We start from the raw sequence: 24003 nt of genomic DNA, 5'->3' as shown, positions 1-24003 counted from the left end.
GGATTGTCTACCGTGGAAACGTCTGATTTTCCCCTTCTCAGTCTTTTGATCTTCCTCCCCCTAATAGCGGGGATGGCCCTATTTCGCATTCGCGATGAACGCCGGATTTTATCCGTGACGCTAGGCGTGGCGGTCATCGAGTTGTTGCTCTCTGTCCTTCTGCTGATGCTCTTCGACCCTTACCAGGATGGAATGCAGTTCGTGGAACAGCATCGCTGGATACCAACGCTGAATATAGAATACCTCCTAGGCGTCGATGGCCTATCCGTGCTGTTTGTACCGCTGACCGCATTGCTTACCGTCGCTGTGGTATTAGCTTCTTGGCGTAGCGTCCAGACTCTGCCCCGGCTATATTTTGCGCTCCTGCTGGCGCTAGAGGGCATCACTATCGGTGTTTATTGTGCTCTGGACTTGGGGTTGTTTTTCCTCTTTTGGGAACTTACCTTGCCTCCACTGTTCTTTCTCATCAGCTTGTGGGGAATTGGCGCCCAGCGCCGCTACGCTGCAACGAAATACACTCTCTTTATGCTAGCTAGCGGAGTCGCCTTACTATTTGGCTTTATCCTACTGGGACTCAACCATGCCAATGAAACAGGAGTGGCTACACCGGCAGGGCTTTCCTTCAACTATATGCGTCTGTTGGAAACCCCGATCCCCCTAGAAACCCAGTCGTTAATTTTCCTATTGTTATTTTTTGGATTTGCCGTCAAGGCCCCCTTGTTTCCCTTCCATGTCTGGCTACCTACAGCAGCCATGGAAGGCCCGGCGGGTGTTACCGCCTTACTGCTGGGGTTAAAACTAGGCCTATTTGGCATCATTCGCTTTGCCATACCTTTGGCTCCCCAGGCTGCCAGCCAGTATTTTGTCCTGATGGTGCTACTGGGTGCGGCTGGAGCTATCTATGGGGCATTGGTAGCATTGAGACAAACTAATCTGCGCCGTATGCTGGCCTTCTCCAGTATCAGCCACGTGGGATTTGTGTTGATTGGCGTTGCCGCTTTCAATATCCAAGGGATCCAGGGTGCGGTGTTTCAACTCTTCAATTTCGGCATTATCGCCGGCGGGATTTTCCTTATTGCCGGCTTTATCCAGCATAGGCTGGGCTCGACCGAGTTGACCGCCCTTGGCGGCGCAGCGCGTCCCATGCCTATTTTGGCATCATTGTTTTTCATCCTCGGCCTAGCCAGCATTGGCGTACCTGGGACCAACGGCTTTGCTGCCGAACACCTGATTGTGATCGGCGCATTTCAATCTCATACCGGCATGGGCCTAGCCGCGTTAGTAGGTGTTATTTTAGGGGCAGCTTACTTTTTAGCTTTTTATCAGAAGGCATTCCTTGGTCCCCTGACCCAGCCCACAGTAAAAGAAACCGTAGATTTGCGTCCGCGGGAACGCTGGATAGCTGGTGCCATGGTCTCCTTGGCGTTGCTCCTGGGCCTCTTTCCACAAGGGGTGCTCGACACCACCAATAAATCCTTGCAAAGCTGGGTCGCACGTCTGGAAACTACCCCGGTGGCAAGTGACGCCGCCGAGGAGGTTTTGGCACAGCAGGCCCCTTATGAGACTGCACCACAGCCAAACCATCATTGAAGTCCTCCATGGATGGTGAACGACCCCCTAGCGAGGTCGCGAAGTGAAACGGCGCCCCACACGCGAGGGCCGGTTAAATGTTGTTTCAGCGTCAAATTGGCGCTATGATTTCCTTGCTCACGGAGCCTAGGGTCGGGAGGACCCGAAGTGAAAGCGCGTGGAGCGGTAAAAACCCCGAGGCCAAGGTTAACTCTTCGCCGAGGACTGCTAAGAAACGCGAATTTGTCGGACTGATGGAAATTTTGAACGGACAAAATTGAAATCAGTCACGATGAAACTCCAACTGACTAGAACCCTTCCCTTGCTAGGGGAGATCTGATACGGACTTACTCCCGCTTCAGTTTACTGAAGCGGGAGTAAAATAAAGCCCCCCTTCCTGCAATATTCCAAGCTGACCCACACTCAATCCTGGGTCTCCAGCCCAAAGAGATCTCTCTCCTTACCTCCCAACCCTAATCCTGTAATCCTTCTTCACCTTCAAGATCTTCGCGATCCAATTTCGAAGCAAAAATCACTTCCCAATAGTCAAATATCCCTGCAAAAATTTTGAGAAGAATCGCTCGCGCAGTTCAACCGCTCCTCTGGGCCGACAAACAGCGCACGAAGAGGCTGAGTATTTTGTGAACCTAATCTAGGTATTCAATACCTATTTTGGCACATACTTAAAAAGTAAAGTTAGGCAAAAAAGAAACATAGCTGGCTAAAGCTGTGTTAGCAGGCTTTCAAAGATCTTTTTTCTTCTAATTGACTAGCAATAGGAATTATGAAATGCGCGCAGATATGCTGACTGCTGTCCTGCATGACCTCAATGGTACTTCAGCCGACATTGAGGCATCGGGGGTAATCTCAACAGACGGCCTAATGATGGCCGCCGTCTTGCCCGCCACCCTTGATGAAGACAGAGTGGGTGCAATGAGTGCCGCCATGCTGTCACTAGGCGACAGAAGCGCTAAAGAGCTGGAGCGTGGAACCTTAGAACAGGTTTTGATTAAAGGGGATCATGGCTATGTATTAATGACCTATGCAGGCAATGAAGCTGTGCTTACGGTAATGGCAAAGCCCAATGCCAAACTCGGATTAATCTTTCTTGATGTCAAAAGAGCGGCCGAGAGCATCGCTTCGATGTTATAAAAATAAGTAATCGCAACATAAAAGATCACATTTCCGAAGATTTATTGCCGGTTCTGGTGGTATTTTCAATTCATCCGGGGGGAGAAACTAAATGATTAAGGATATGGTGCCCGAGGATATTGTGGGAGATTATAAGGAAACGACTCTGGAACTCTATGGCATCGGGCCGCGCCGTATTCTCTATACGGATATAGAAGCGCCTTATCCAGACGGCCGCCTTATTGTCTCAAGAACGGATCCAGAAGGGCTCATTACTCATTGCAACAAATCTTTCGTTGATATGTCCGGCTATACCAAAGAAGAATTAATCGGTGTTCCTCATTCCATTTTAAAACACCCCGACATCCCACCGGTAATATATAAAGATCTCTGGGAGACTTTGAAAAAAGGAAATAAATGGCAGGGATTTATCAAAAATCTTCGCAAAGATGGAGGTTATTACTGGGTAAAAGCAACCGTACTCCCCAATGTCCGCAATGGTGAAGTCATCGGCTACACCTCGGTGCGCCGCAAACCTTCCCGTAACAAAATTGAAGAATGCATCACCCAATACCCAAGCATGTTTTAATCTAAAATCGCGGAGACAAATCAATGCCATATAACTTTACAGTCAGTCCAGATTTTACTCCGGATCATTTGTCTGGCTGGTATATTTTTAATACTTGGCTACAGAAAGCCCTCGGCGAAGCCGTTCACCTAGAAATGTATAATGATTTTAAAACTCAGCGTGATGCCATCGAGGCGGGAAAGGTAGATTTGATTTACGCTAATCCCTACGATGCCTCTATGCTGGTAAGAGAAAAAGGGTTCACGGCTTTAGTTAAACCCAAGGGTGAGTCCGACGAAGCCACTATCGCCGTTAATGCGAACAATCCTACAAAATCCGTAGAAGATTTGGAAGCCGGGGTAAAAGTAGCGATTACCAATGATCCGGATGTCCACATGATGGGACTAATTATGCTTGAGCCGGCCGATCTGAATTCCGCCAATATTCAGTTGAATATACGAGATAATTACATCATGGTTGCAAAGGATTTATTACGAGGTGAAAGTGATGTGGGCATTTTCCTTGCAGAAGCTTTTGATAATTTGTCTTCTGTCGTCAAAAACCAGCTTCGGGTTTTAGTCAACAGCCAGATTCATGTCATTCATCACTCACTAATGCTCGGACCTGCCCTAGCGGCGAAACAAGAAATCCTATTACAGGCGTTAATGGACATGATGGAAGATGAAAAAGGCCAAGGCGTTTTGAAAAGCCTCGGTTTCAGCGGCTGGGAACCCGTCGATCAAGAGAACACCGAATTTATGATTGACCTCATGGACACCTTGATGGTTTAGGCATTCTCTGTGTTTGCAATGGTACAGCACTTATTTCCTAGCTTCCAGGGGCCCCAACCCCTTACCATTTTTCCTTGATTACCCTAATAACCCATTGGAAGTGAAACTCCCCCTTACCAACCTAATTATATAAAAATAACGTCAGTTCGGCATAAACTAAATGCCGATGGGCAAGGAAGAACAGGTTTACGGAACACCACCGGTTCGCTCCCCAAATATCTCATATTTTCACAGGTACTTTATACCCTGCGTAGAGCCATGAAATATGTCGAACTGACGTTAATATAATACTGTTTCATGGTCCCTTTATTGTCACTAGACCACACCACAAAGCCGACTAAGGAAATGCCGCTACTCAGAATCTATGAAAATCTCATAGGTTCGTTCGCGCCGTCTCTGCCATTGCCAGGCTTTAAAACCGTGGTCTTATATGGCTCTTGCGCGCATTTAACGTCTCGCCGCAGCCTGTCGGGACGGTGCTCAAGAGCACGAAGCCATGATAAACGCGAGGATTTAGGCGTGTCAAGGGCGCGGCAAAAACTGATATTTTCAGAAAAAATCATAGATTTAATCAAACAGTTAAGGGCCCCTAGTCTTGCGGAATCACCTCATCAGGAAAGGCACTCTATCCGCTTAAGATTCCCGACCCCTTTCAACAACCTCAGATACATTGCGAGGAAATAAAATCAAACAGCGCAACAACAATCCAAAAGCAATTGACCAAGCAGCAGCCGAACCCCATAAAAACAAGGAAGTATACTCCCCGCCCGCCAGCGGTGCACCCAGGCGCAGTACCGCAGCAAGGCTCACCAGCAACGCCGCAGCACCCATATCCTTAAACTCCCCCAATCCTTGGCGACTCCGTTGCAGACGAATGCGAGCCATCATGACTAGAGTCAAAGTTCCTAAGGCTCCCACCGTAATGCCATGCAGAAACCAATTCAGATCGGGCCTTCCCACAACCTGCGCCCACCCCTTGAGGGCAAGAGCCGGAACCAACCAAAGATAGCCTAGCCCCAGAGCCCATAAATGCGGCTGCTCCAGCACGCCCCATAACCGCCAGCGCCAAAGACGGACCCCAGTCACAGCGGCAGCGCCTAAAGCAAACACGCCCCCCATGGATCCTGCATTGGGAATCAAATCCAACAACAGCATCCCGATCATCAACCCAATTGCCATTCGCTCCAGGCGAGGCTGGACCCGCGCAGCAAGAACTCCCCCACTCCGATAGAAGTAACCCGCTACCGCAGGCGCAATCACACGTCCTCCCATGAGCAATAACAGCAACGCGAACAGATCCACGGCTATCAGCAAAGCAAAGGGTTCCGCACCAGGGAGCACTTCGATATGCCCCAACTGGTAAACAAGCTCGCAAGCGCCAATCCCAATAAACAAAGGCCCAAAAACTCTGTTTTCAGCTTTCTTTGCTGCCCGCAGAAAAGGAGGTGCAATACAATTAACCACCAATCCGGCAAAAATCAAACCTGGCAGAGCGGCAAACAATCCCGCTCCCATAAGACCAAGGGCAGCCAGGCGCGCAGCTAACCAACTGACGAAGAGAAGTCCTAGCATCACTAGCGATGCCCGGGTAATAAGATACCCGGAAACCACGGCAAGGGCATAACCAAACAACATCTCATGTCCATGCCAGTAGAGTCCAGGGAGGGGTATCCAACCTTCCACCATTGCCATCCAACTGGGGATGGTGAGCATAGCAAAAATGGCTGCAGCGGGAAAAAAAATCGGATCAGCCGATAGGGTTTGAGATAAACGGTAGTTCATCCCGCCAACATTGATTGCCTAAAAAAGATCCTCGAAAGCTTCCTACTGACCGAACCAACCCAACTGGCGTTTAGCTCGCTCAGACATCCTACCCGGGTGCCAGGGGGGATCCCACACCACTTCTATATAGACTTCTGTTATCTCTGGCAAGTGGCGCTGGATCGCTGTCTCCATCCCCATGCGGATGGATTCGGGTAAGGGGCAAGCCGGGGTTGTCATCGTCATCCTGATATCAACACGCCCCCCTTCCACCTGGATGTGATAGACGAGGCCTAAATCGATAATGCTAACGCCAACTTTGGGATCAACTACTTCATGTAATGCAACAGTGAGTTTGTCTTGGTCCAAAGTAAATTTGCCCCCAAGTAAAAATGTATTTTTTATACTTTTTTAGCACAGCTTCTAAATATAATCAATAATTGAAATAAAGGTAAGAGTATCATCCACTTGCGCCAGAGCAAAGTGCCCGACTAACGCTTCATATCCCAAACCAAGAGTGGGGGCAAAAAAGCGTGCCGGGAATCTTTACCATAAGATAGTATGATCCAAGATGAGAGTCATGGTTAAATTCTTTTTGGCACCGCCTAACTAACCATAGGTGAACAGGATGCAGATAAAAAAATTGGATCACATTGGAATTAGAGTCATGGAGACGGAACTGCCTAAGTGATAACTTTCAAAATATAACCGATAATTACGATTTTCCTGTTTTCGGCTAACCCTAGACACCAAAATCAAGTGCTCTAATGAATATTTTATGAACGATACTAAAATCGCAGAAGCCGTCCGGCTGGCCTGTTTAGAGGCTGCGCTAGAGGCTTACGAGGATGCTGGAATAAGCGGACTTTGCGCTGAAGGCCGGTGGGAATGTGCAGTAGAGGCCATTCGAGAATTGGACTTAGAGCCGGTTTTACGCGAAGCTAATTCAGATTACCGAGATCAGCCCAATTTTCCAAAATAAAAAAACCAAAAAAGGAAAACCGGCAATTACCCCAAATAGTCACCTAACCATTCAAGGTTTAATGACCTCAAGCGCTTCCTCAAGTGCAGGCAATGCCGCCTTAAGATTCGCTCGCCTAGCCTCTGCATAAAGCTGCTGCAATGTTTTCCCCATTGTACTCTCCCAAACACCAGCTCCTAAGGCGGCGAGTACCCGGGCCCGTCCTATAAAGAAATCACTCCAAGGCAGTGGTTCTAGCCGGGTGTATTCCTCCAACAATGCGGCATAACGCTCTGCCCCATACCAATCCTTTTCTACCAAGGCAGCTTCAATAGCATTTTGATAAAAGTGAAGAAAATTGTGGCTGACACTGTTTTCTTGCAAAAGCCTCTCCCCCTCCCCAAGAGCCCAGCGTCTTTTCTTAGTATCCTCCGTAACTAGCGCTAGGGAACCGAGTATCCAAGGACCGAGAAAAGCCGTCCCCGATTCACAACGATTCACAAATAAGCCCATAGGCTTCTTGCAAACAGGCCTCACCTTCGAGCCGCTGACCCGATGCGGCCAATACGCTTCCCAGGTTGTGGAGAAAACCGGCAATGAATCGCTTTGCCCCCAAATCCCTCGCCAAGGCCAGGCCTTCTTCAACTTGTTGCTTGGCTGCCTCCCAGTCTCCTAGGTGAAGCAATACTGTTGCCACATTACGTCGGGCTAAAACCTCTTCACGCTGTGCCCCTACCTGGGCCACCAGGATGATTGCGGCATGATTATCTTCCAATGCCGCCTCCATCTCATTTCGATAAAAGTGATGAACCGTCAGCAAAAGCAGACGGCTTCTTGCGGCACGCTCGCGCTAATGCGCCACGTTAAGCCACACAGGCTCCATCCGAGCCTGGCCACGCGCCAAGATATTTCTGGCCGCGTTGACATCTCTTTGCAGAGACAAACCGCATTCGGGGCATCTGTGCTGGCGCACGGAGAGCGCCTTTCGCACGACTGCTCCGCAGCCGGAGCACGCTTGCGATGTGCCTTGCGGAGGAACTTCGACAAACACCGACCCGGCGCTTTCAGCCTTGGCACGGAGTATGTTCAGAAACTGGCTCCAGCCAGCATCCGAAATCGACCGACTCAACCGGCGGTTCCTGACCATGTTTTTTACGGTCAGGCTTTCCGCCGCGATGAAAGCGTATCGACTCACGAAATCGCGGGCCACCTTGTGGTGGTGGTCCCGTCTTTTGTTGGACACTCGGGCGTGTATCGAGCGCAGCTTGGAAACCGCTTTACCTCGGTTTCGGCTGCCTTTTTTCTTACGCGAAACAGCGCGCCCAACAACGCGCAGCCGGCGCAATGCTTCTTTTTGGTAGCGCGGATTATCGACCTGCTCGCCTTGATCGGTGGACAGGAAATGCTCCAATCCAACATCAATACCGACAGCCGTATCTTCAGTCCGAGGCGGTGGCGCATCACCGATTTCGCAACTGGCGATGACGAACCACTTTCCGGCTTCAATCTTGATCTGTACGGTTTTGATCGTGCCTTGCGCAGGGCGATGTTGGCGTACCCTAACCACGCCAATGTGCTGAAGGCGCAGTTTGCCATCGAGCAACCGCGCGCCGTCGCCGTGCGCCGGGTATGTCCAGCTATCGAAGCGACCACGCGCCTTGAAGCGCGGATAACCGGGTTTATCGCCTGTCTTAATGCGCCGAAAAAATGCCTGAAACGCCTTGTCGAGGCGCCGCATCGTTGCCTGGGCAGAGGAGAAATTGAGCCTAGCGTACCAGTCGTTCGCGCCGCGGGCGGATTTAAACCAAGCCGATTGCTGCGTGTACTTCACGCTTTCTTGAGCTGTTTCGTAGCGCTCTTTTCGTTGAGCAAGACACTCGTTATACAGGCGTCGGTGCGTTTCAAGCATGATCTCAAGCTCACGCACCTGGGCGGTGTTCGGATACAGTCGGTATTTGAATGCTTTAATCAACTACTTTCCCGTTTGGTTTTCAATGTAGCGGCGAACGCTCTCTTCGGATACGTGGCCCACCGTGCCAGCGTAGTAACTGCGACTCCAGAGGGTCGGCAAACGGCTACGCAAAACTGGAAATTCGGAACGCAAGATACGACTGCTTCGACCCTTAAAGCGATTGACTATCTCGGCAACGCACCAGCGAGGGTCGGATTCGACGAACAGGTGTACGTGGTCCGGCATGATCTCCATCGCATGCACTGTCATTTCAAATTCGTTTGCGACTTCGCGTATCAACTGATCAAGACGTTTAGCGACGCCATCAACCAACACGCTGCGACGGTATTTGGGGCACCAGACCAAGTGATATTTGAGAGCGAAAACCGCCCCAGAATTCTTGGCGTAACGAGACATGCCATTAATTATACGCCCGGCAGACATATACTAGCAACAACCAAACGGAGGGCCGCGCTTCCTCTGCCGCCTAAAGTCGGCACTCCCCGCGCGGTGTAATTTATAGATAAAGAGTGGCCAGTTTCTCCCGGGAACAAGCCTGCCTCGGATGCAACGCTAGATAGGCTAGCAGGGCCTTAGCTTTTTTGGCCCCGATGGAAATAGGCGCACCCGGGCAGGAAACCACCTGAAAACCGCCAAAAAGAACAAGTCGTAAGGTTGCCATGACATCCCCAAGCAATGGTCGACTCTAGATCGAAACCAAAACCTATTTTTGATGATTTTTTGACGCCTTTTCAATAAACTCGCCTTTAAAGGGAACAGAGTGCAACCAGCACCCCAAGCTTTTACCCCAATACTGAGAAAGCTACTATAAAGACAATCAATATTGAGAAATAAAACCCAAAGAGGTTCGCCATGAAAGAAAGATCTTACTTTCCCACTTGCCATGCTTTTGCGCTGACTCTTAGCGTCATGATCCTGATGTTTTTTGCCCCCCGGGTTCAGGGGGAAATACTCGCTATGCTTAATTACGAGACGAAACCGGAGCAGATCGTCCGCAAGGAAGGGCTAGCAATCATTGATGTTGACCCCAAATCACCCACCTTTGGCAAAATGTTAATGGATATTCCCCTCCCTCCTGACTTGGTAGCCCACCATATTTATTACAATAAGGATCACAGCAAAGCCTATGTAACTGCCCTTGGGAAAAGCATTTTACATGTCCTGGATATGACCCAGTTTCCCTACCGAATGAAAGGGGTCGCCATTCCTGAATGTAAGGTTCTGGAAGACATGACCTTCTCAAAGGATAACCAAACTTGGTATCTCACCTGCATGGGCTCCGATAATGTGATTGTAGGCAATGCCACCACGGATAAACCCATCAAGAGCATCGAGGCCCCACCCCCAGGCCCCCCCTTCGTGCGTTATCCCCATGGAATTGCCCTTCACGAAGGCATTGATCGTCTATTGGTTACGAGTACGGTACGGCACTCGGATCTAGGCGATCCGGGAGAAACGATTACGGTAATTAAGCCCAGCACGGGGAAGGTGCTTTCTACCCACAAGGTCTCCATGAAACCTTCTCCTTCAGGGGCAGCCCCCGTAGAGGTTTACTTCCTGCCCGACTCTAATCCACCACTGGCCTATATCACCAATATGTATGAAGGAACGCTCTGGTCGGCCGTTTGGGACCCGAACCAAGAAGCTTTCGATTTCCAGCAAGTGGCGGACTTCGCCCCCCGCGGCCAGGGCGTTCCCCTAGCCATGCAGTTCAACCGCAAGGGTGATCGGCTTTTCGTAACCACCGCCAAACCCGGTCATTTGAACATTTTTGATATTAGCAATCCCCAAACCCCTAAACTGCTGCAGACCATTCCGGCGGCTCCCGGCGCTCACCACTTGGAATTGTCACCCGATGAACGTTACGCTTTCGTCCAGAATAGCCTCCTCAACTTGCCGGAAATGAGCGATGGTTCCATCAGCGTGATTGATCTCGTAAAAGGCGAGGCCATTGCTCAAATTGATACCCTTAAAAATCAAGGATTCAATCCCAATTGCCTCGTACTTCTCCCTGAATGGAGTGGGGGTAGCCATTCACATTAATTGCAAACTTGCTTAGTGAACGCGGCGGAGCTAGGGCTTGGAGCTCACAGCCCGCCGCGCCTCCGTTTTTCTGCTCCAAAAACGAACCCGATTTAAATCCGGGTTAACTTCTTCAAATAACCATCCACCCTTGACGATTTGGCAAACCCCCATTAAAGTTAGTAATTAATCACTAACTAATAAGGTCCTACCCCTATGCGGGAGCGTAAAAGCGCCGAAGCGCGGAAAGCACAGATTATTGAGGCCACACTTCGGCTTGCAGACAAGCTAGGCCCCGAGCGTCTCACAACCGAAACGATTGCGAAGCACGTGGGGATCACCCAACCCGGATTATTTCGGCATTTTCCAACCAAGGATCAACTCTGGGAAGCTGTGGCTCACTTTGTAGGTAGCCGTTTAGAGGAGAGTTGGACAGCGGTGAAGGATACGAACGAACCCGCCAGTCAGCAGTTGCGCGCCCTTCTCTGCACCCAGCTCAGACTCATCCAGGCCATACCGGCAATTCCGGCAATTCTCTTTTCCCGGGAACTGCATGTCCATAGAGAAAGCCTTCGGAAAGGCTTCTACGAACTCATGCAGCATTTCCAAAAGATACTCACGGAAATCATTGCTCGAGGCTGCGCCAGCGGCGAGTTTCGCCCTGAAGTAAAGCCTGAGGAAGCCGCCCTCTTGATGGTCAGCATCATCCAGGGAACCACACTCCGTTGGTCCCTGAGCGATCGCGCCTTTGATCTCGCCGCCGAAGGCGAACGATTATTTGATCAATTGCTGTGCGGACTAACCGCCTGCAAACGCGATCCGGCTGGGTATCCCCTAGCCCCAGAGACTAACCGAGAATGAAGCGTTATTTCCGATATTTTACGGCTGTCCTGGGGGTGTTAGTGCTGGTAGCCGGGATCTTCCTATTCTTGCATCTGAGACCCCTGGCGGTTGAGATTGCGCTCCCTCAGAGGAATATCCCAGTCCAGATCTACGGCCTAGGCACCGTCGAGGCCCGGATTGCTTCCGAGATCGGGTTTAAAGTCGCCGGCACCTTGGCCGAACTTCACGCCGATCATGGAGATCCTGTCTCGGCCCAGGCCACGGTGGCCCGATTGCAACAGACAGAGCAACAGGCCCAGGTAAGCAGAGCAGCGGCCGCTGTTTCCCGCGCCATGGCTGAACTCAAGCGGACCCGCGCCCGGGTCGAACAGGCCCAAGCGGCGCTTGTCCAGAAACAACAGGCCAACCGGCGTCAACAGGCACTCGCCGCCCGCCAGATGGTCTCTGTTGAAACCGCGGAGGAAACCCAGACAGAAGTCGAGATTGCCGAGGCCGAACTGGCGGTGGCCCAAAGCGAGGTGGCCGTCGCGGCGGCGGCCCTCTCCGAAGCCCAGGGGACCCACAAACTGGAAGCGGTGAGACTTGCCCACCATACCCTCACCAGTCCCTATGAGGGGCTAGTAGTGGAACGCCATAAGGAACTTGGCACCGTCCTCGCCCCCGGTGAACCAGTATTTACACTCATCGATTCCCACACGGTATGGGTCCAAGCCTATGTTGACGAGGGCCGGGCCGGGGAGTTACAAGTGGGCCAACCCGCCGAGATTCGGCTGCGTTCCTTGCCCCATGAGGTCTTTTCTGGGCAGATTGCCCGCATTGGCATAGAGAGCGACCAGGTAAGCGAAGAGCGGCGGGCCTACGTTGCGTTTGAGAATATCCCGGATAGCTTTCATCTCCATGAGCAGGCGGAAGTCCTTATTACGACGGGGTGGTTGGAGATCGCAACCCTGGTCCCCCAAACGGCCGTTGAAGCCTTCAAGGGCACCCAAGGCCAAGTTTGGACCGTGGAAGACGGCCGCTTAGCAAAGCGCGAAGTCCAGTTGGGCCGCCAGACCCTTGACGGCCGGTTGGAGATCGTCGCTGGCTTGTCGGCGGATGCCGGGGTGGTAACGACCTTAGTGCCCGGCATGCGCCAAAGCCGATGGGTGACCGTTGACAGAGAGGCAGAAAAGTGAATCTTGCCTACCGTGACATCCGCCACCATCTCGGGCGTTTTATCCTGACCTGCTTCGGCCTGAGCCTCTTGCTTGGGGTCGTCCTCTCGATGATTGGTATTTACCGGGGCTTGGTGGATGATGCGCTCGTCCTGGTGCGTACCCCCCAGGCTCAGCTCTGGGTGGTCGAATCCGGCACCCGAGGTCCCTTTGCCGAAGCCTCGCGTATTCCCGGGGCCGCCCGCGAGGCCATTGCCCGACTCCATGGCATCACCGCGGCTGGAGCAGTCACCTATCAATCCTTAGAGCTGAAGCACCGCGGCCGCAAACTGCGACTTTATGTGGTCGGCTTCGAACCTGGCAGGCCCGGAGGTCCTCAAAAAATCACCGCCGGGCGACCCATCACCCGCGCCCATTATGAACTCATCGCCGACCGCCGAACGGGATTGGCACTCGGCGAGAGAATCCGCCTTGGCGACCAGACATTCACGGTAGTGGGGTTGACCGAGGACCAAGTGGACTCCGGGGGAAACCCGGTCGTCTATATGACGTTGCTTGACACCCAGGAGTTGCAATTCGAGCTAGAAGGGGCCATCGCCCGTCATTACGCAGCCCACGGTGTATTACCGGAGACTGATACCATCAATGCCGTCGTGGCCAGGGTCTCCCCCCATGTATCGGTTGAAAACGTGGCCGCAGCCGCCTCACGCTGGAAACATTTATCAGCCCTAACGCAACCCCAGCAGGAGGTGCTGCTGCTGGAATCGGTGGTCGAGAAGGCGCGTCAACAAATCGGGCTGTTCACTGCCCTCCTGCTGGCTGTCTCGGCCGTAATCATCGCCCTTATTATCTATACCATGACCATAGACAAGACGCGGGAGATCGCCACGCTTAAACTTATCGGCGCGCCCGATCGGACAATCGCGGGCCTCATCGTGCAACAGGCACTGGCGATGGGAGTCATCGGCTTTGCACTGGGTGCTGGCCTCATTGCGTCCGTTGCGGAACACTTCCCCCGCCGAGTCATTCTCCAACCCGAAGACGGACTGGCATTGGGCGGCGTGGTAATCCTCGTATGCCTGCTGTCCAGCGTGCTCGGTCTACGTCTGGCGCTCCGTATCGATCCCGCCCAAGCACTCGGAGGATAAGTGATGCCGCCGCATGCCTCCTCGCCCCTCCGCTCGCTGGTCGAACTGCGAGAAGTCTCCAAGCACTTCGGCAGCGGGCCCACCCGGGTGGATGCACTGCAGCAGGTGAGTCTGGATATCTATCCCGGCGAAGTGGTTGGGCTTCTTGGCCCCAGCGGTTCAGGCAAGAGCACGCTGCTCAATGTCATCGGCGCCATCACCGATCCCAGCGATGGCCGTATTCGCCTGGAGCAGGAGGTCGTTTACGATGGCCGCTGGCAGAAAGGGGACCTGCGGAGGCTGCGGCTGGAGAAGATCGGCTTTATCTTTCAATTCCACAATCTGATCCCCTTTCTGACTTGTCTAGAGAACGTACAGGTAGTCCTGGACCTTGCTGGGTGGAAGCCAGAAGTAGCCCACCGGCGAGCAATGGAATTGCTTGATTATCTGGGAGTGGCTGACCGTCGAAACCAGTATCCCGCCCAGTTATCCGGCGGACAAGCTCAACGGGTGGCGATTGCCCGGGCGCTGGCTAACCATCCCCACATTATTCTCGGCGATGAGCCGACAGCATCCCTGGATTCCGTCCGCGCCAGACAGGTAATGGATCTCCTGCGCCAGCTCGCCCAGGAGCAGGAAGCGGCCATTATTGTGGTGACTCATGATGAGAAAATCTTCGACTGCTTTGATCGTATTTTTCACCTCCGCGATGGGCGATTAGAAAGCGTTGAGGGCAAAGCACCGGTGAGAGAGGGAAATGCCGCCACATAAGGGTCGCCGACACTACAAAACTGCCTTTCCCGTAAATCTTGATAGGGACTTTCTCTTTAATCCTCACACCTCGTGCTGACGTTTGAGGGTGATGGACCATGATGACACCTTGCCACCTCTTGCTAGCAATGCCCCCCGCCCCAGGTAACTCTCATCGTTCTGCTTAACCAGCACTTCCATGCCCTTATGCTCTCCCTTTTTACTTTCAAACAGGGAAAGGATCATCTCCCCGACCAAGACAAATCGGCCGGAAAGTTTCCCCAACACGGGGTTCACGGATACCCATGAGGTGGTATCACGTCCTGGCGCAAAGGGAATAATATCGTAGCGATTCTCAATGACTAAGGGCGGCTCGCTCAGTACGCGCATCCGCCCCTCATTACGCCAACCTCGAGCGGTATGGGTTACCTGTGTTTCTCCTTCCAGCCGCAGTGCATGCCCCGTCGCATCAAAGAAGGTTCCCTCAGCTTCCCATACTGCAGGCTCGAATAGAAATGTGTGGCGCATGCTCATTAAGATCCTACTGATTTGGGTGAAAAGGGGAACTGTACTTTGCTGCAGGGATCATGCCGATGTTTTTCTCCATTTTGAACCGTTCGAAGAGGACCCCATCCCGCACTGCAAGTTCTCTTTCCATCAGTGAAAAAAAAACCGCACTGCCGCCTCCACAGCATCAAAACGACGTTCCGTGAGACCCAAAAAGGCCGGAAAACTTCCCTTTGGGCCGGGTATTGTATGCCCGCCCCCGTGCACGATGTAAAGCCGTACCTCGGGTTTTCCAGGCGTGCGCCAAGCGATTTCTTCAACCCAGCTCTCCCCCGGAGCCTGGGCAGCCACCACTGTTGAGCGAAGCGGCTCGCCTTTATGGCCCCCAGTATGGGCAAAGTAACCCATAGTCTGCAAGGCTGACTGGACATGCCCCAAACTCCGGCCCCCTGGCGCGATCACCTCCCCCCCCTCATAGGGGTTGATAGTAAATTTGCGAACTCCTGCTTTACAAAGGGCTCCAAGAACGGGGTAGTGCTAAACAGGTAGTCAAATTACACTATTTCCTTTTAAATCGAAGCCCTTTTCTCTAACGCTCAATGGGCCCTTATTTATTCAAAGATTTATAAAAACTCTATGCGCTGGCAAAAAATATTACCTTCTCTAGCCCTCGGGTTAATGATGTTGCTGCTGATCTCGGGGCCCGTGGGCGCCCAGATCCACCATCAATTGCATATCACTCTTGACCCGGAGACCCATCGTCTCACCGCGACAGATACCATCACCCTACCGGAAGATGTTTCCTCCCCGGTGACTTTCCGACTTCATTCGGGCCTCCAGCCCCAAACCATAAGTCCAGGGGTCCGGCTTCGGCAGGTAAGAAAAACCCAATTCATTGAAGACTACGCTGTGGTTCTTCCCACAGGACTCCGCCAATTCACCTTGGAATACAGGGGGGAAATCTTTCATCCCATCACCCCCATCAGCGAAGAATATGCCCGCAGCTTTAGCGCTTCACCGGGATTGATCGCCCCCGAAGGGGTTTTCCTCGCCGGTCCCAGTTACTGGTACCCCCACTTCGGCGAGAACATGGTGACCTTTTCCCTGGCGACCCAGCTCCCTCCAGGATGGCATTCCATCAGTCAGGGCAATCGCACCCAGCAAGCTAAAGAGGACGACAGCACCGAGGAAGTCTGGGCCATTGATCACCCCCAGGAGGAAATCTATCTGATAGCGGGCCCCTTTACCGAATACCGGGAGCAAGCCGGTCAGGTGGAAACCATGGCATTTTTGCGCCAACCCGACCAAGCCTTAGCCCGAAAATACCTGGACGCCACCGCCCAGTATATTGAAATGTACCGCCAACTCATTGGCCCTTACCCTTACCGCAAATTTGCCCTGGTGGAGAACTTCTGGGAGACGGGTTATGGAATGCCCTCCTTCACCTTGCTAGGCTCACGGGTCATTCGCTTCCCCTTTATCCTCCGCTCCTCCTATCCCCACGAGATTCTCCATAACTGGTGGGGTAACGGGGTGTATGTGGACTACGATTCCGGCAACTGGGCCGAGGGGTTGACCAGCTATCTGGCGGATCATCTGCTCAAAGAACAGCAAGGCCAGGGGGTAAAATACCGGCGTGAGACGCTGCAAAAGTACACCGATTATGTGCGGGAAGAAGGAGACTTCCCCCTGACCGAATTCCGCAGCCGCCACAGTGCCGCCACCCAAGCCGTGGGCTACGGCAAAACCCTGATGCTATTTCACATGTTGCGCCAACAATTGGGCGATTCAACTTTTATCGAGGCCCTCCAGCGCCTTTATCGCCAGTATCGGTTCCAAGTGGCAAGCTTTAACGAGGTAGCGGAAATTTTCAATCAGGTGAGTGATCAACCCTTGCAATCTTTCTTTAAGCAGTGGGTAGAGGGCACCGGAGCGCCCTTTTTACGCGTTCGCCAGGCACAGGCTGAACCCTTAGAGGAAGAATACCTCTTGACGGCCACTATCGAGCAGCTTCAGCCCGGCAAACCCTATCAATTGGAGCTGCCCCTGGCCATTTATCTGGAAGGTACCGAGAAGGCGTATCAAACTCGCCTCTCCATGGGGGAAAAAACCCACTCGCTTAAACTGCGGTTACCGGCCCGCCCCTTACGGCTGGAGGTGGATCCCCAGTTTGATGTTTTCCGGCGACTCCACCGCAATGAGATTCCACCGGCACTCAGCCAAGCTTTTGGCGCTGATCGGGCCCTGGCGGTATTACCTTCCCAAGCCCCTCGGGCGGTGCGGGAAGGCTACGCCGCACTGGCCCGGGCCTGGCAGCGGGGGCGGGAAAATTTGGAAATCAACACCGATGCGGACCTGGACGTGCTGCCAACGGATCGGGCCGTGTGGCTATTCGGGTGGGAGAACCGCTTTCGCTCCCAGCTCAATGAAGCCCTCACCGATTATGCCTATAAGGCAGAAGCAAACCGCCTCCGCTTAGAGGGGAGCGAGCTCCGTCGGAAGCAACATTCGGTCGTGGTGGTGGGCCGCCATCGGGAAAACCCCGATCATGCCCTCGCCTGGGTGGCTACGGACCAGGTGGCGGCTATGCCGGGACTGGCCCGCAAACTCCCCCATTACGGCAAGTACAGCTACTTAGGCTTCACCGGCACTGAACCTGAAAATATGGTGAAAGGCCAGTGGCCGGTGGTCAATTCGCCCATGTCGGTCCTGCTGGCTACCGATTCGCCGGGAGCGAATCGGGACCTCCCCAGGAGGCCCGAAGGGGGCGCACCAGGAAAGGCGCGCATCAAGGATCACTCTCCCATTAAGGCCCAACTTGCCCCTCGCAAGCCCCTGGTGGAACTCCCTCCCCTCTTTAAAACCCAACGGATGATGCAAGACATTGCTTACCTGGCCGATCCTAAGATGGCTGGCCGGGGTCTGGGCACGCCGGAACTGGACCAAGCCGCCCAGTATATTGCTCATGAATTCCAGGCTGCGGGGCTCAAGCCTGGCGGGGACGGGGGAAGTTACTATCAGACCTGGACCACGACGGTCGGCGAACCGGAACGAACCGTCACCCTTCGCAACGTGGTGGGCATACTCCCCGGCACCCGCCCGGAACTCCCCCAGGTGGTGGTGGGCGCCCACTATGACCACCTGGGCCGCGGCTGGCCGGATGTGCACCGAGGTGATGAAGGCAAAATCCATCCCGGCGCCGATGACAACGCCAGCGGCATTGCCGTGATGCTAGAATTGGCCCGGGTTTTGGGCCCCCATTGGCGGCCCGAACGCACCCTGGTGTGGGTCGCTTTTACCGCCGAAGAAGCCGGTAAGCTGGGCTCAGCTCACTATGTGGAACACTCAGGCGAGTCTCCTGCAAACACTACCATGGCCATGCTCAACCTGGATACGGTAGGCCGCCTGGACAGTGGTGAACTCCTGGTGCTTGCCGCCAATTCTGCCCGGGAGTGGGTGCATATCTTTCGGGGAATAGGTTTCGTTACCGGCGTGCCTATTAAAACCGTCCCCCAGGACATTGGCTCCAGCGATCATACCAGCTTCCTAACCGCAGGGATTCCCGCTGTGCAGCTTTTCACTGGACCCCATGCCGACTTCCACCGCCCCACAGACACCATTGATAAGATCAACCCTGAAGGGCTGGCCAAAATCGCTGCCGTACTGAAAGAGGCGGTAGAATATCTGGCCTTCCGTCCTGACCCCCTGCACTCAAAACAGCTAGCCAACCAGGGAGAAACCAGGGATCACCCCCGCCAAAGCCGGCGGGTGGTGTTGGGTACCGTACCGGATTTTGGCTGGACGGGAACGGGAGTCCGGCTCTCAGGGGTCACTCCCGAGACCCCGGCTGAAGCAGTGGGTCTACAAAAAAATGATATCATCATCCGACTCAATGACACGGCTATCCATACTCTGGCGGATTTCGCCAACGTCCTTCGCGCCCTCAAATCGGGCGATTCATTAACGATTGAATTTCTGCGCGACCAGCAACAACAGACTGTTACCGCTCAGGTGGTCGCACGATGATTTTCGGAGGTAAATTTATGCAAAAAATCAAGGGTATAGCTTCAGGGTTCTTAGCGATAGCACTGGGAGCGGGAACTGGAGCTATGGCGGCAGAACCCACTGACAACCCGACTCCAGCGGCGGAAGATCTGCGCTATCCAGGGGAAAAACACCTGACCCATATTCGCCAACTCACCTTTGGCGGCCAGAACGCCGAGGCCTATTTCTCCTTTGACGGCAGTGAACTGATTTTCCAGTCCACCCGTGACAATCTAAAGTGCGACGCCATCTTCCGCATGGATGCCGATGGCAAGAACGTACGCATGGTCTCCTCTGGCAAAGGGGTCACCACCTGCTCATTTATCGCCCCCGATAACCAATCCATTATTTATGCTTCTACCCATCTGGCAGGTGAGCAATGTCCCCCCAAGCCGGACTACTCCCAGGGCTATGTCTGGCCCCTCTACAAGGGCTATGATATTTTCCGGGCCGACCCGGAAGGGGATAATCTGGTACGCCTGACCGATACTCCTGGGTACGACGCCGAAGCGGTCTACTCACCCCTAGGAGACAAAATCATATTCACTTCAGTGCGCACCGGGGATCTGGAACTGTTCACGATGAATCCAGACGGCAGCGGGGTGGAACAACTTACCGATGAACCTGGCTACGATGGCGGGGCCTTCTTCTCCCGCGACGGGCAGTGGATTGTCTGGCGGGCCTCCCGCCCCCAAGGCAAGGCGCTGGAGGATTATCAACATCTGCTCAAGCAAGGCCTGATCCGTCCCGGTCAGCTGGAAATTTTCATCATGAACCTAGAAGAGCGCAAGCCTATCCAGCTCACCGACAATGGCGCCGCCAACTTCGGTCCCTATTGGCACCCGGATGGCAAACACATCATCTTTTCTTCCAACATGCATAATCCAAAAGGCCGTAATTTCGACCTATTTCTCATTAACGTGGAAACCCGGGAAATCGAACAGGTCACCTACTATCCTGATTTCGACGGTTTCCCCATGTTTTCCCATGATGGCAAAAAGCTGGTGTTTGCCTCCAACCGCAACGGCAAGGTGAAAGGGGAAACAAACGTATTCATGGTGGATTGGCGTTGGTAACGGTCTCTATAGCATTCTCGTTTAATGAGACCTAAGGTATTACAGAAAAAACCCCCGACGGTTGTCGGGGGTAAGGAGAGGCATATAAATACAACTATGAAGCTGTAACACGGGTGTAACAGATTCCCGGGATGCCCTCAGAAAAACTAGTCATCCCAGGACCGTCGTCGTGTTGCAAATAAGATACTATTTTTCGGTGGACTCAATAAAGAGCCACAATTAGTCTTTTATATAGAACCAAAAAGGTCCATAAACCCTATTATAGATGGGACCAGTTCACTTCGTTCCTCTACGGCTCTACGCTAGAACCTACCGACAGGGACAAAGAAATAGAGATGAGGGACAACCTAGATTCGGTTTTTAGCCGCAAATGCACGCGAATAAACGCTTATAAAAATCAGAAGTGGTTTGCCGTACGCAATTCATCCTATAAAGAATTTTCCAACGGCTTCTTACCCACTCTTATCCCGTAGGAAAGTCTTCGGGGAACCATAACATCCGCCCATAAAGATACCCCACTTGGAACCCCTTTTAGGGGAAACGCTGTAACGCCCTAATTCGACTCAAAGCCACTGAAGGATCATGGTAACTGAAGCGGATAGGAAAATACTCATCCGTCTGCTGGAGAACTAAACTAGGAAAGCCCTGTGCCCCAATGATCTGAGCAAACTGGATTTGCCGAAACAGCTCTTCCTGGGTTTCCGATGAGTTCAAATCACTGATAAAACGCTGTTCGTCCAATCCCAGCTCCATAGCCAACTCAATGAGGGTGCTGTCATCCGAGGGGTTACGTGCTTGCAGGTAGTAGGCCCGTTGGATCAGCAAAATCATCGCTTCTCCAAATTTATCTTCCTGCCTTGCCGCAGCAATCACAGCCCGGCAAGCCGGATAAGTAGAACGGCGTGGCTGACATTTAATCCAGAAATCAAAATTAAATTCCGTCCCCGGCACCTGCTTTTTTATAGTCCCCCAGATTCCTTGAATCTTCTGTTGCAGTTCAAGGGGCATGGGCTGATGGGTATCGGAGGCAAGCCCCCCCAGGACATACTGAATAAGAATCTCTTCGGGAAGAGCCGCGCGGATTTTCTGCCAAGTCGGGCGAAATGCCCAACACCAACTACACATGGGATCGTGAATATAGTAGAGAATAGTTGGCATCAGTGGAAATTTTAAATAGAGTAGCTGTATTTCATCAGACTGTTCGGAAACGAGCTACAATTGCAATGATAAACATCATTGGAATACCCAGTTCAAAAACTTCTTCTATAATTTCCGTCAACTGCTCCATGTTATTACTCAGAGTTACACCCACGCTTGCAAGCTTTCTCGATAGGCCATCAAGGATTTTAGTTAAAAATATAAGCAATATTCCCACTCCAACTCCTATAGCGGACGGTTCTCTTTTTTTTACTGCACTTATAAATCCATGAAAATGAGTTTTTGCTAAGTGAACAATAACGTATAGAACCAGCGAGACTATAGCTACACCAATCATTTTCTCTAATAGGGGCACCTCAGAACTCACATAAAACGTGATTTTAGACAGGCTCATCGTGGTGAAACGATTATGGAAGTCTAGTTCTCTTAACCCCAAGAGAACCAAAATAAATATTACATGAGTAGGGTGGGGAATTTTTCTTTTTATAAGGATCGCTAAAATTGCCCCAGCAAAGTAGCCGATGGCAGACAGTGACTCGATAACCCCTCCCTCCTTAATAATCGAATCTTTAAGAGCCACACTAGCTGACTGCAAAAAAATAGTAACAATGACCAATCCCGTTAAAATAAGTCCGTACAACCTATAATAAATTTTATTATTCACAAAAAACTACTCCCTCACGTGGCTTTCCAATTTAATGCCTCTAAACAATTCTCGGCCTTCTCTGTCTGAGGATCGAGGCCGAAGTCTACGCTGGGGCGGGCTGAAACTAAGTTGAGATCACGAACGGGGGGCCAACCGATGAGCCAGAGCGGAAGGGCGACATAGCTCGAATCAACCTGGACACTGAGATCCGTTGGCTGACGCAGCCAAGGGAGATTTTTCGCAGCGGCGATTCGCAGGCCGATGGTCAACAGCATACCATCCTACGGGATAAGGTAGGAATATCGGTAAGGTTAGGATAGCTTCCTCGATTTTTATAAACGTTTAAGAGATACTAGGCGGTTTTAGACAAGACTAGAAACCCGCTTTGAAATACCTTAGTAGCTATCTTTCATTATTATTTTTGACGTTCTTAGCGACAGAAATCCTAGGGGCACCCACCACATGGTATGAGGTAGAGATTCTGATCTTCGAACATTTGCCCCCAAAAACCAGAGTCTCGGGAACTGGCCTCTCTAATCCTGCCCCACTAGACCTAAGCCGCGCCTTGAAATTACCTTCTACGGGTACCCAAACACTGACCGAAGAAGGCACGAGCTTATTCCCCCTCCCCTCCCGCACTTGGAAACTCACGGGCATCGAACAGCGCTTACATCAATCGTCCCGTTATCGCAACCTATTACATCGCTCCTGGAATCAACCGGCAACCTTTCCTCAGGGTGCTCGGCCGGTCTATTTACGGCTTCCAGCTTCGGAACTTTCCAGCCGTAGGGGAGAAACCATTCCGGAAACAGAGCCGACATCTTCTCCTAGGGAATACCCAGGCCCTCAACTAGAAGGGACCGCTACACTTAGCCAAGGGCGCTTCTTGCAAATATCCCTCGATCTGCGCTACCGGCACTCCTCAAAGGCCACCCTCCCTGGAGCAGAAGAGGAGGCTTCTCAACCCCCGCCCCCCGGCAGATATTTTCGTCTTACCGAATCACGGCGCATTCATATCCAGGAACTGCATTATTTTGACCATCCTCTATTGGGGGTATTGGTTCAGGTCCGACCGGGCAACGCTCCCCATGCCGACAACCTGAGTACCCCCAAAACATTTCCCTTGGAGGCCACAGCTGTTCAGGAAATGTTGCCGGATGAAGCTGGCAAAGCCATCAAGCCAGGGGAATGAGATGCTCCAGCAACCGACGGACTTTTTCCATCCCTATTTTAAGATTTTGCTCGAGGCTGGCCATCTCAATCAGCCCTTCGCTACGGCCCGCCGCCCGGTTAACAATGACGGTAATCGCGGCATAGCTCAATTCCAGTTCCCGTGCGAGGGCAGCTTCGGGCATGCCGGTCATTCCCACCACATGACAGCCATCCCGCTCCAGGCGATCGATCTCCGCTGCGGTCTCTAAGCGCGGCCCTTGGGTCGCACCATAAGTCACCCTATCGGCTACCTTTAACTCGGCGGCGGCCGCCGCCTTAAGCAACAAGTCCCGCAATTCCGCAGAGTAAGGGTAGGTAAAATCCACATGGACGACCTGCCTTAAATCTTCTTCAAAAAAAGTATGGGCACGGCCCCAAGTATAATCAATAATCTGGTCAGGAATGGCTAGCTCGCTGACACCCAAATGGGCGCTAATCCCTCCCACCGCGGCGACGGCCAACACTCGGGTGACGCCTGTTCTGTGGAGAGCCCAGAGATTAGCGCGATAATTAATCTTATGGGGAGGAATGGTATGCCCAGGACCATGACGTGGCAGAAAAACCACTTCCTTACCACAAAGTTGACCATAAGTCAGCGGACAGGAAGGCTCTCCAAAAGGGGTATGCACCACTTCTCGCCGGGTGACCTCCAGGGCTTTCAAGGTCGTTAACCCAGTGCCACCAATAATTGCTAGATCCGTCATCCCAGTG

26 protein-coding genes are annotated in these 24003 nt (G+C 52.5%); 13 read left to right on the top strand and 13 right to left on the bottom strand.

Going from position 1 to position 24003, the window contains the following annotated elements; translation table 11 throughout:
* The first annotated feature begins 12 nt into the window (after positions 1-12).
* The 4 genes from NHAL_RS14015 (at position 13) to NHAL_RS13995 (ending at position 4059) form a co-directional block, all read left to right on the top strand.
* Positions 13-1590, top strand: a complete 1578-nt coding sequence (locus NHAL_RS14015) for a complex I subunit 4 family protein (RefSeq protein WP_013033808.1) — start codon at positions 13-15, stop codon at positions 1588-1590.
* 768 nt (positions 1591-2358) lie between these two features.
* Positions 2359-2721, top strand: coding sequence for a roadblock/LC7 domain-containing protein (locus tag NHAL_RS14005; protein ID WP_013033806.1), 363 nt, complete (start codon positions 2359-2361; stop codon positions 2719-2721).
* 91 nt (positions 2722-2812) lie between these two features.
* A complete protein-coding gene (locus tag NHAL_RS14000) occupies positions 2813-3289 on the top strand; it encodes a PAS domain-containing protein (RefSeq protein ID WP_013033805.1) in 477 nt (158 codons plus the stop codon).
* Between the two features lie 23 nt (positions 3290-3312).
* Positions 3313-4059: a phosphate/phosphite/phosphonate ABC transporter substrate-binding protein gene (locus tag NHAL_RS13995; RefSeq protein WP_013033804.1), complete on the top strand. Its 747-nt coding sequence runs from the start codon at positions 3313-3315 to the stop codon at positions 4057-4059.
* Positions 4060-4692: 633 nt separating this feature from the next.
* Here the strand turns inward: NHAL_RS13995 and NHAL_RS13990 are convergent.
* Together NHAL_RS13990 and NHAL_RS13985 are read right to left on the bottom strand one after the other, a co-directional pair.
* On the bottom strand, positions 4693-5841 hold the full coding sequence (locus NHAL_RS13990) for an NnrS family protein (RefSeq protein ID WP_013033803.1): 1149 nt from the start codon (positions 5839-5841) through the stop codon (positions 4693-4695).
* Positions 5842-5883: 42 nt separating this feature from the next.
* Entirely contained in the window at positions 5884-6189 is a 306-nt protein-coding gene (locus tag NHAL_RS13985; RefSeq protein WP_013033802.1) for a metal-sulfur cluster assembly factor, read from the bottom strand.
* A 409-nt stretch (positions 6190-6598) separates the two neighbouring features.
* Between NHAL_RS13985 and NHAL_RS13980 the strand changes: the two genes are divergently transcribed.
* Complete coding sequence (locus tag NHAL_RS13980; protein WP_013033801.1) at positions 6599-6802, top strand: hypothetical protein; 204 nt, start codon at positions 6599-6601, stop codon at positions 6800-6802.
* 51 nt (positions 6803-6853) lie between these two features.
* On the opposite strand, the gene NHAL_RS13975 is transcribed toward NHAL_RS13980, so the two are convergent.
* The 5 genes from NHAL_RS13975 to NHAL_RS21245 form a co-directional block, all read right to left on the bottom strand.
* Complete coding sequence (locus NHAL_RS13975; RefSeq protein WP_013033800.1) at positions 6854-7294, bottom strand: hypothetical protein; 441 nt, start codon at positions 7292-7294, stop codon at positions 6854-6856.
* Positions 7269-7601 (bottom strand): hypothetical protein, encoded by a 333-nt coding sequence (locus tag NHAL_RS13970; RefSeq protein WP_083761407.1) that lies wholly within the window; start codon positions 7599-7601, stop codon positions 7269-7271. Before NHAL_RS13970 ends, NHAL_RS13975 begins: the two co-directional genes overlap by 26 nt.
* Positions 7602-7631: 30 nt before the next feature.
* Positions 7632-8753, bottom strand: coding sequence for an RNA-guided endonuclease InsQ/TnpB family protein (locus NHAL_RS20620; protein WP_013033679.1), 1122 nt, complete (start codon positions 8751-8753; stop codon positions 7632-7634).
* Entirely contained in the window at positions 8754-9149 is a 396-nt protein-coding gene (tnpA, locus tag NHAL_RS20615) for an IS200/IS605 family transposase (RefSeq protein WP_157862538.1), read from the bottom strand. It lies immediately after the preceding gene.
* A 100-nt stretch (positions 9150-9249) separates the two neighbouring features.
* On the bottom strand, positions 9250-9414 hold the full coding sequence (locus NHAL_RS21245; RefSeq protein WP_157862572.1) for a hypothetical protein: 165 nt from the start codon (positions 9412-9414) through the stop codon (positions 9250-9252).
* 191 nt (positions 9415-9605) lie between these two features.
* Between NHAL_RS21245 and NHAL_RS13960 the strand changes: the two genes are divergently transcribed.
* From NHAL_RS13960 to NHAL_RS13940, 5 genes are all read left to right on the top strand, one after another.
* Entirely contained in the window at positions 9606-10796 is a 1191-nt protein-coding gene (locus tag NHAL_RS13960) for a YncE family protein (protein WP_013033798.1), read from the top strand.
* 195 nt (positions 10797-10991) lie between these two features.
* On the top strand, positions 10992-11636 hold the full coding sequence (locus tag NHAL_RS13955) for a TetR/AcrR family transcriptional regulator (RefSeq protein WP_013033797.1): 645 nt from the start codon (positions 10992-10994) through the stop codon (positions 11634-11636).
* Positions 11633-12793: an efflux RND transporter periplasmic adaptor subunit gene (locus NHAL_RS13950; protein ID WP_013033796.1), complete on the top strand. Its 1161-nt coding sequence runs from the start codon at positions 11633-11635 to the stop codon at positions 12791-12793. Before NHAL_RS13955 ends, NHAL_RS13950 begins: the two co-directional genes overlap by 4 nt.
* Entirely contained in the window at positions 12790-13920 is a 1131-nt protein-coding gene (locus tag NHAL_RS13945; protein WP_013033795.1) for an ABC transporter permease, read from the top strand. The genes NHAL_RS13950 and NHAL_RS13945 overlap by 4 nt, the downstream gene beginning before the upstream one ends.
* A gap of 3 nt (positions 13921-13923) precedes the next feature.
* The gene (locus NHAL_RS13940) at positions 13924-14670 is read left to right on the top strand and encodes an ABC transporter ATP-binding protein (protein ID WP_013033794.1); all 747 of its coding nucleotides are present in this window, start codon (positions 13924-13926) and stop codon (positions 14668-14670) included.
* Positions 14671-14733: 63 nt separating this feature from the next.
* On the opposite strand, the gene NHAL_RS13935 is transcribed toward NHAL_RS13940, so the two are convergent.
* Both NHAL_RS13935 and NHAL_RS13930 read right to left on the bottom strand, forming a co-directional pair.
* Positions 14734-15177, bottom strand: coding sequence for a hypothetical protein (locus NHAL_RS13935; protein WP_238985359.1), 444 nt, complete (start codon positions 15175-15177; stop codon positions 14734-14736).
* A 129-nt stretch (positions 15178-15306) separates the two neighbouring features.
* A complete protein-coding gene (locus NHAL_RS13930) occupies positions 15307-15618 on the bottom strand; it encodes an alpha/beta hydrolase family protein (protein ID WP_041355012.1) in 312 nt (103 codons plus the stop codon).
* 174 nt (positions 15619-15792) lie between these two features.
* Here NHAL_RS13930 and NHAL_RS13925 point away from each other — a divergent pair, with 174 nt between their 5' ends.
* Positions 15793-19182, top strand: coding sequence for a M20/M25/M40 family metallo-hydrolase (locus tag NHAL_RS13925; protein WP_013033791.1), 3390 nt, complete (start codon positions 15793-15795; stop codon positions 19180-19182).
* A 17-nt stretch (positions 19183-19199) separates the two neighbouring features.
* Positions 19200-20276 (top strand): TolB family protein, encoded by a 1077-nt coding sequence (locus tag NHAL_RS13920; RefSeq protein WP_013033790.1) that lies wholly within the window; start codon positions 19200-19202, stop codon positions 20274-20276.
* A 531-nt stretch (positions 20277-20807) separates the two neighbouring features.
* Here the strand turns inward: NHAL_RS13920 and NHAL_RS13915 are convergent.
* From NHAL_RS13915 to NHAL_RS13905, 3 genes are read right to left on the bottom strand one after another with little or no spacing between them, the layout of a single operon-like run.
* On the bottom strand, positions 20808-21434 hold the full coding sequence (locus NHAL_RS13915) for a DsbA family protein (protein ID WP_013033789.1): 627 nt from the start codon (positions 21432-21434) through the stop codon (positions 20808-20810).
* Between the two features lie 34 nt (positions 21435-21468).
* Entirely contained in the window at positions 21469-22098 is a 630-nt protein-coding gene (locus NHAL_RS13910; RefSeq protein ID WP_013033788.1) for a hypothetical protein, read from the bottom strand.
* 14 nt (positions 22099-22112) lie between these two features.
* On the bottom strand, positions 22113-22349 hold the full coding sequence (locus NHAL_RS13905; protein ID WP_157862571.1) for a hypothetical protein: 237 nt from the start codon (positions 22347-22349) through the stop codon (positions 22113-22115).
* Positions 22350-22465: 116 nt separating this feature from the next.
* Between NHAL_RS13905 and NHAL_RS13900 the strand changes: the two genes are divergently transcribed.
* The gene (locus NHAL_RS13900) at positions 22466-23272 is read left to right on the top strand and encodes a CsiV family protein (protein WP_013033786.1); all 807 of its coding nucleotides are present in this window, start codon (positions 22466-22468) and stop codon (positions 23270-23272) included.
* Here the strand turns inward: NHAL_RS13900 and NHAL_RS13895 are convergent.
* Positions 23256-23996 carry an S-methyl-5'-thioinosine phosphorylase gene (locus NHAL_RS13895; protein WP_013033785.1) on the bottom strand — a complete coding sequence of 247 codons (741 nt, stop codon included), beginning with the start codon at positions 23994-23996 and terminating at the stop codon, positions 23256-23258. The two genes, NHAL_RS13900 and NHAL_RS13895, sit on opposite strands and share 17 nt — an antisense overlap.
* Positions 23997-24003: the final 7 nt, after the last annotated feature.

The organism is Nitrosococcus halophilus Nc 4 (genome assembly GCF_000024725.1).
Lineage (GTDB): Bacteria > Pseudomonadota > Gammaproteobacteria > Nitrosococcales > Nitrosococcaceae > Nitrosococcus > Nitrosococcus halophilus.
This window is presented reverse-complemented; position numbering and strand designations above follow the sequence as displayed.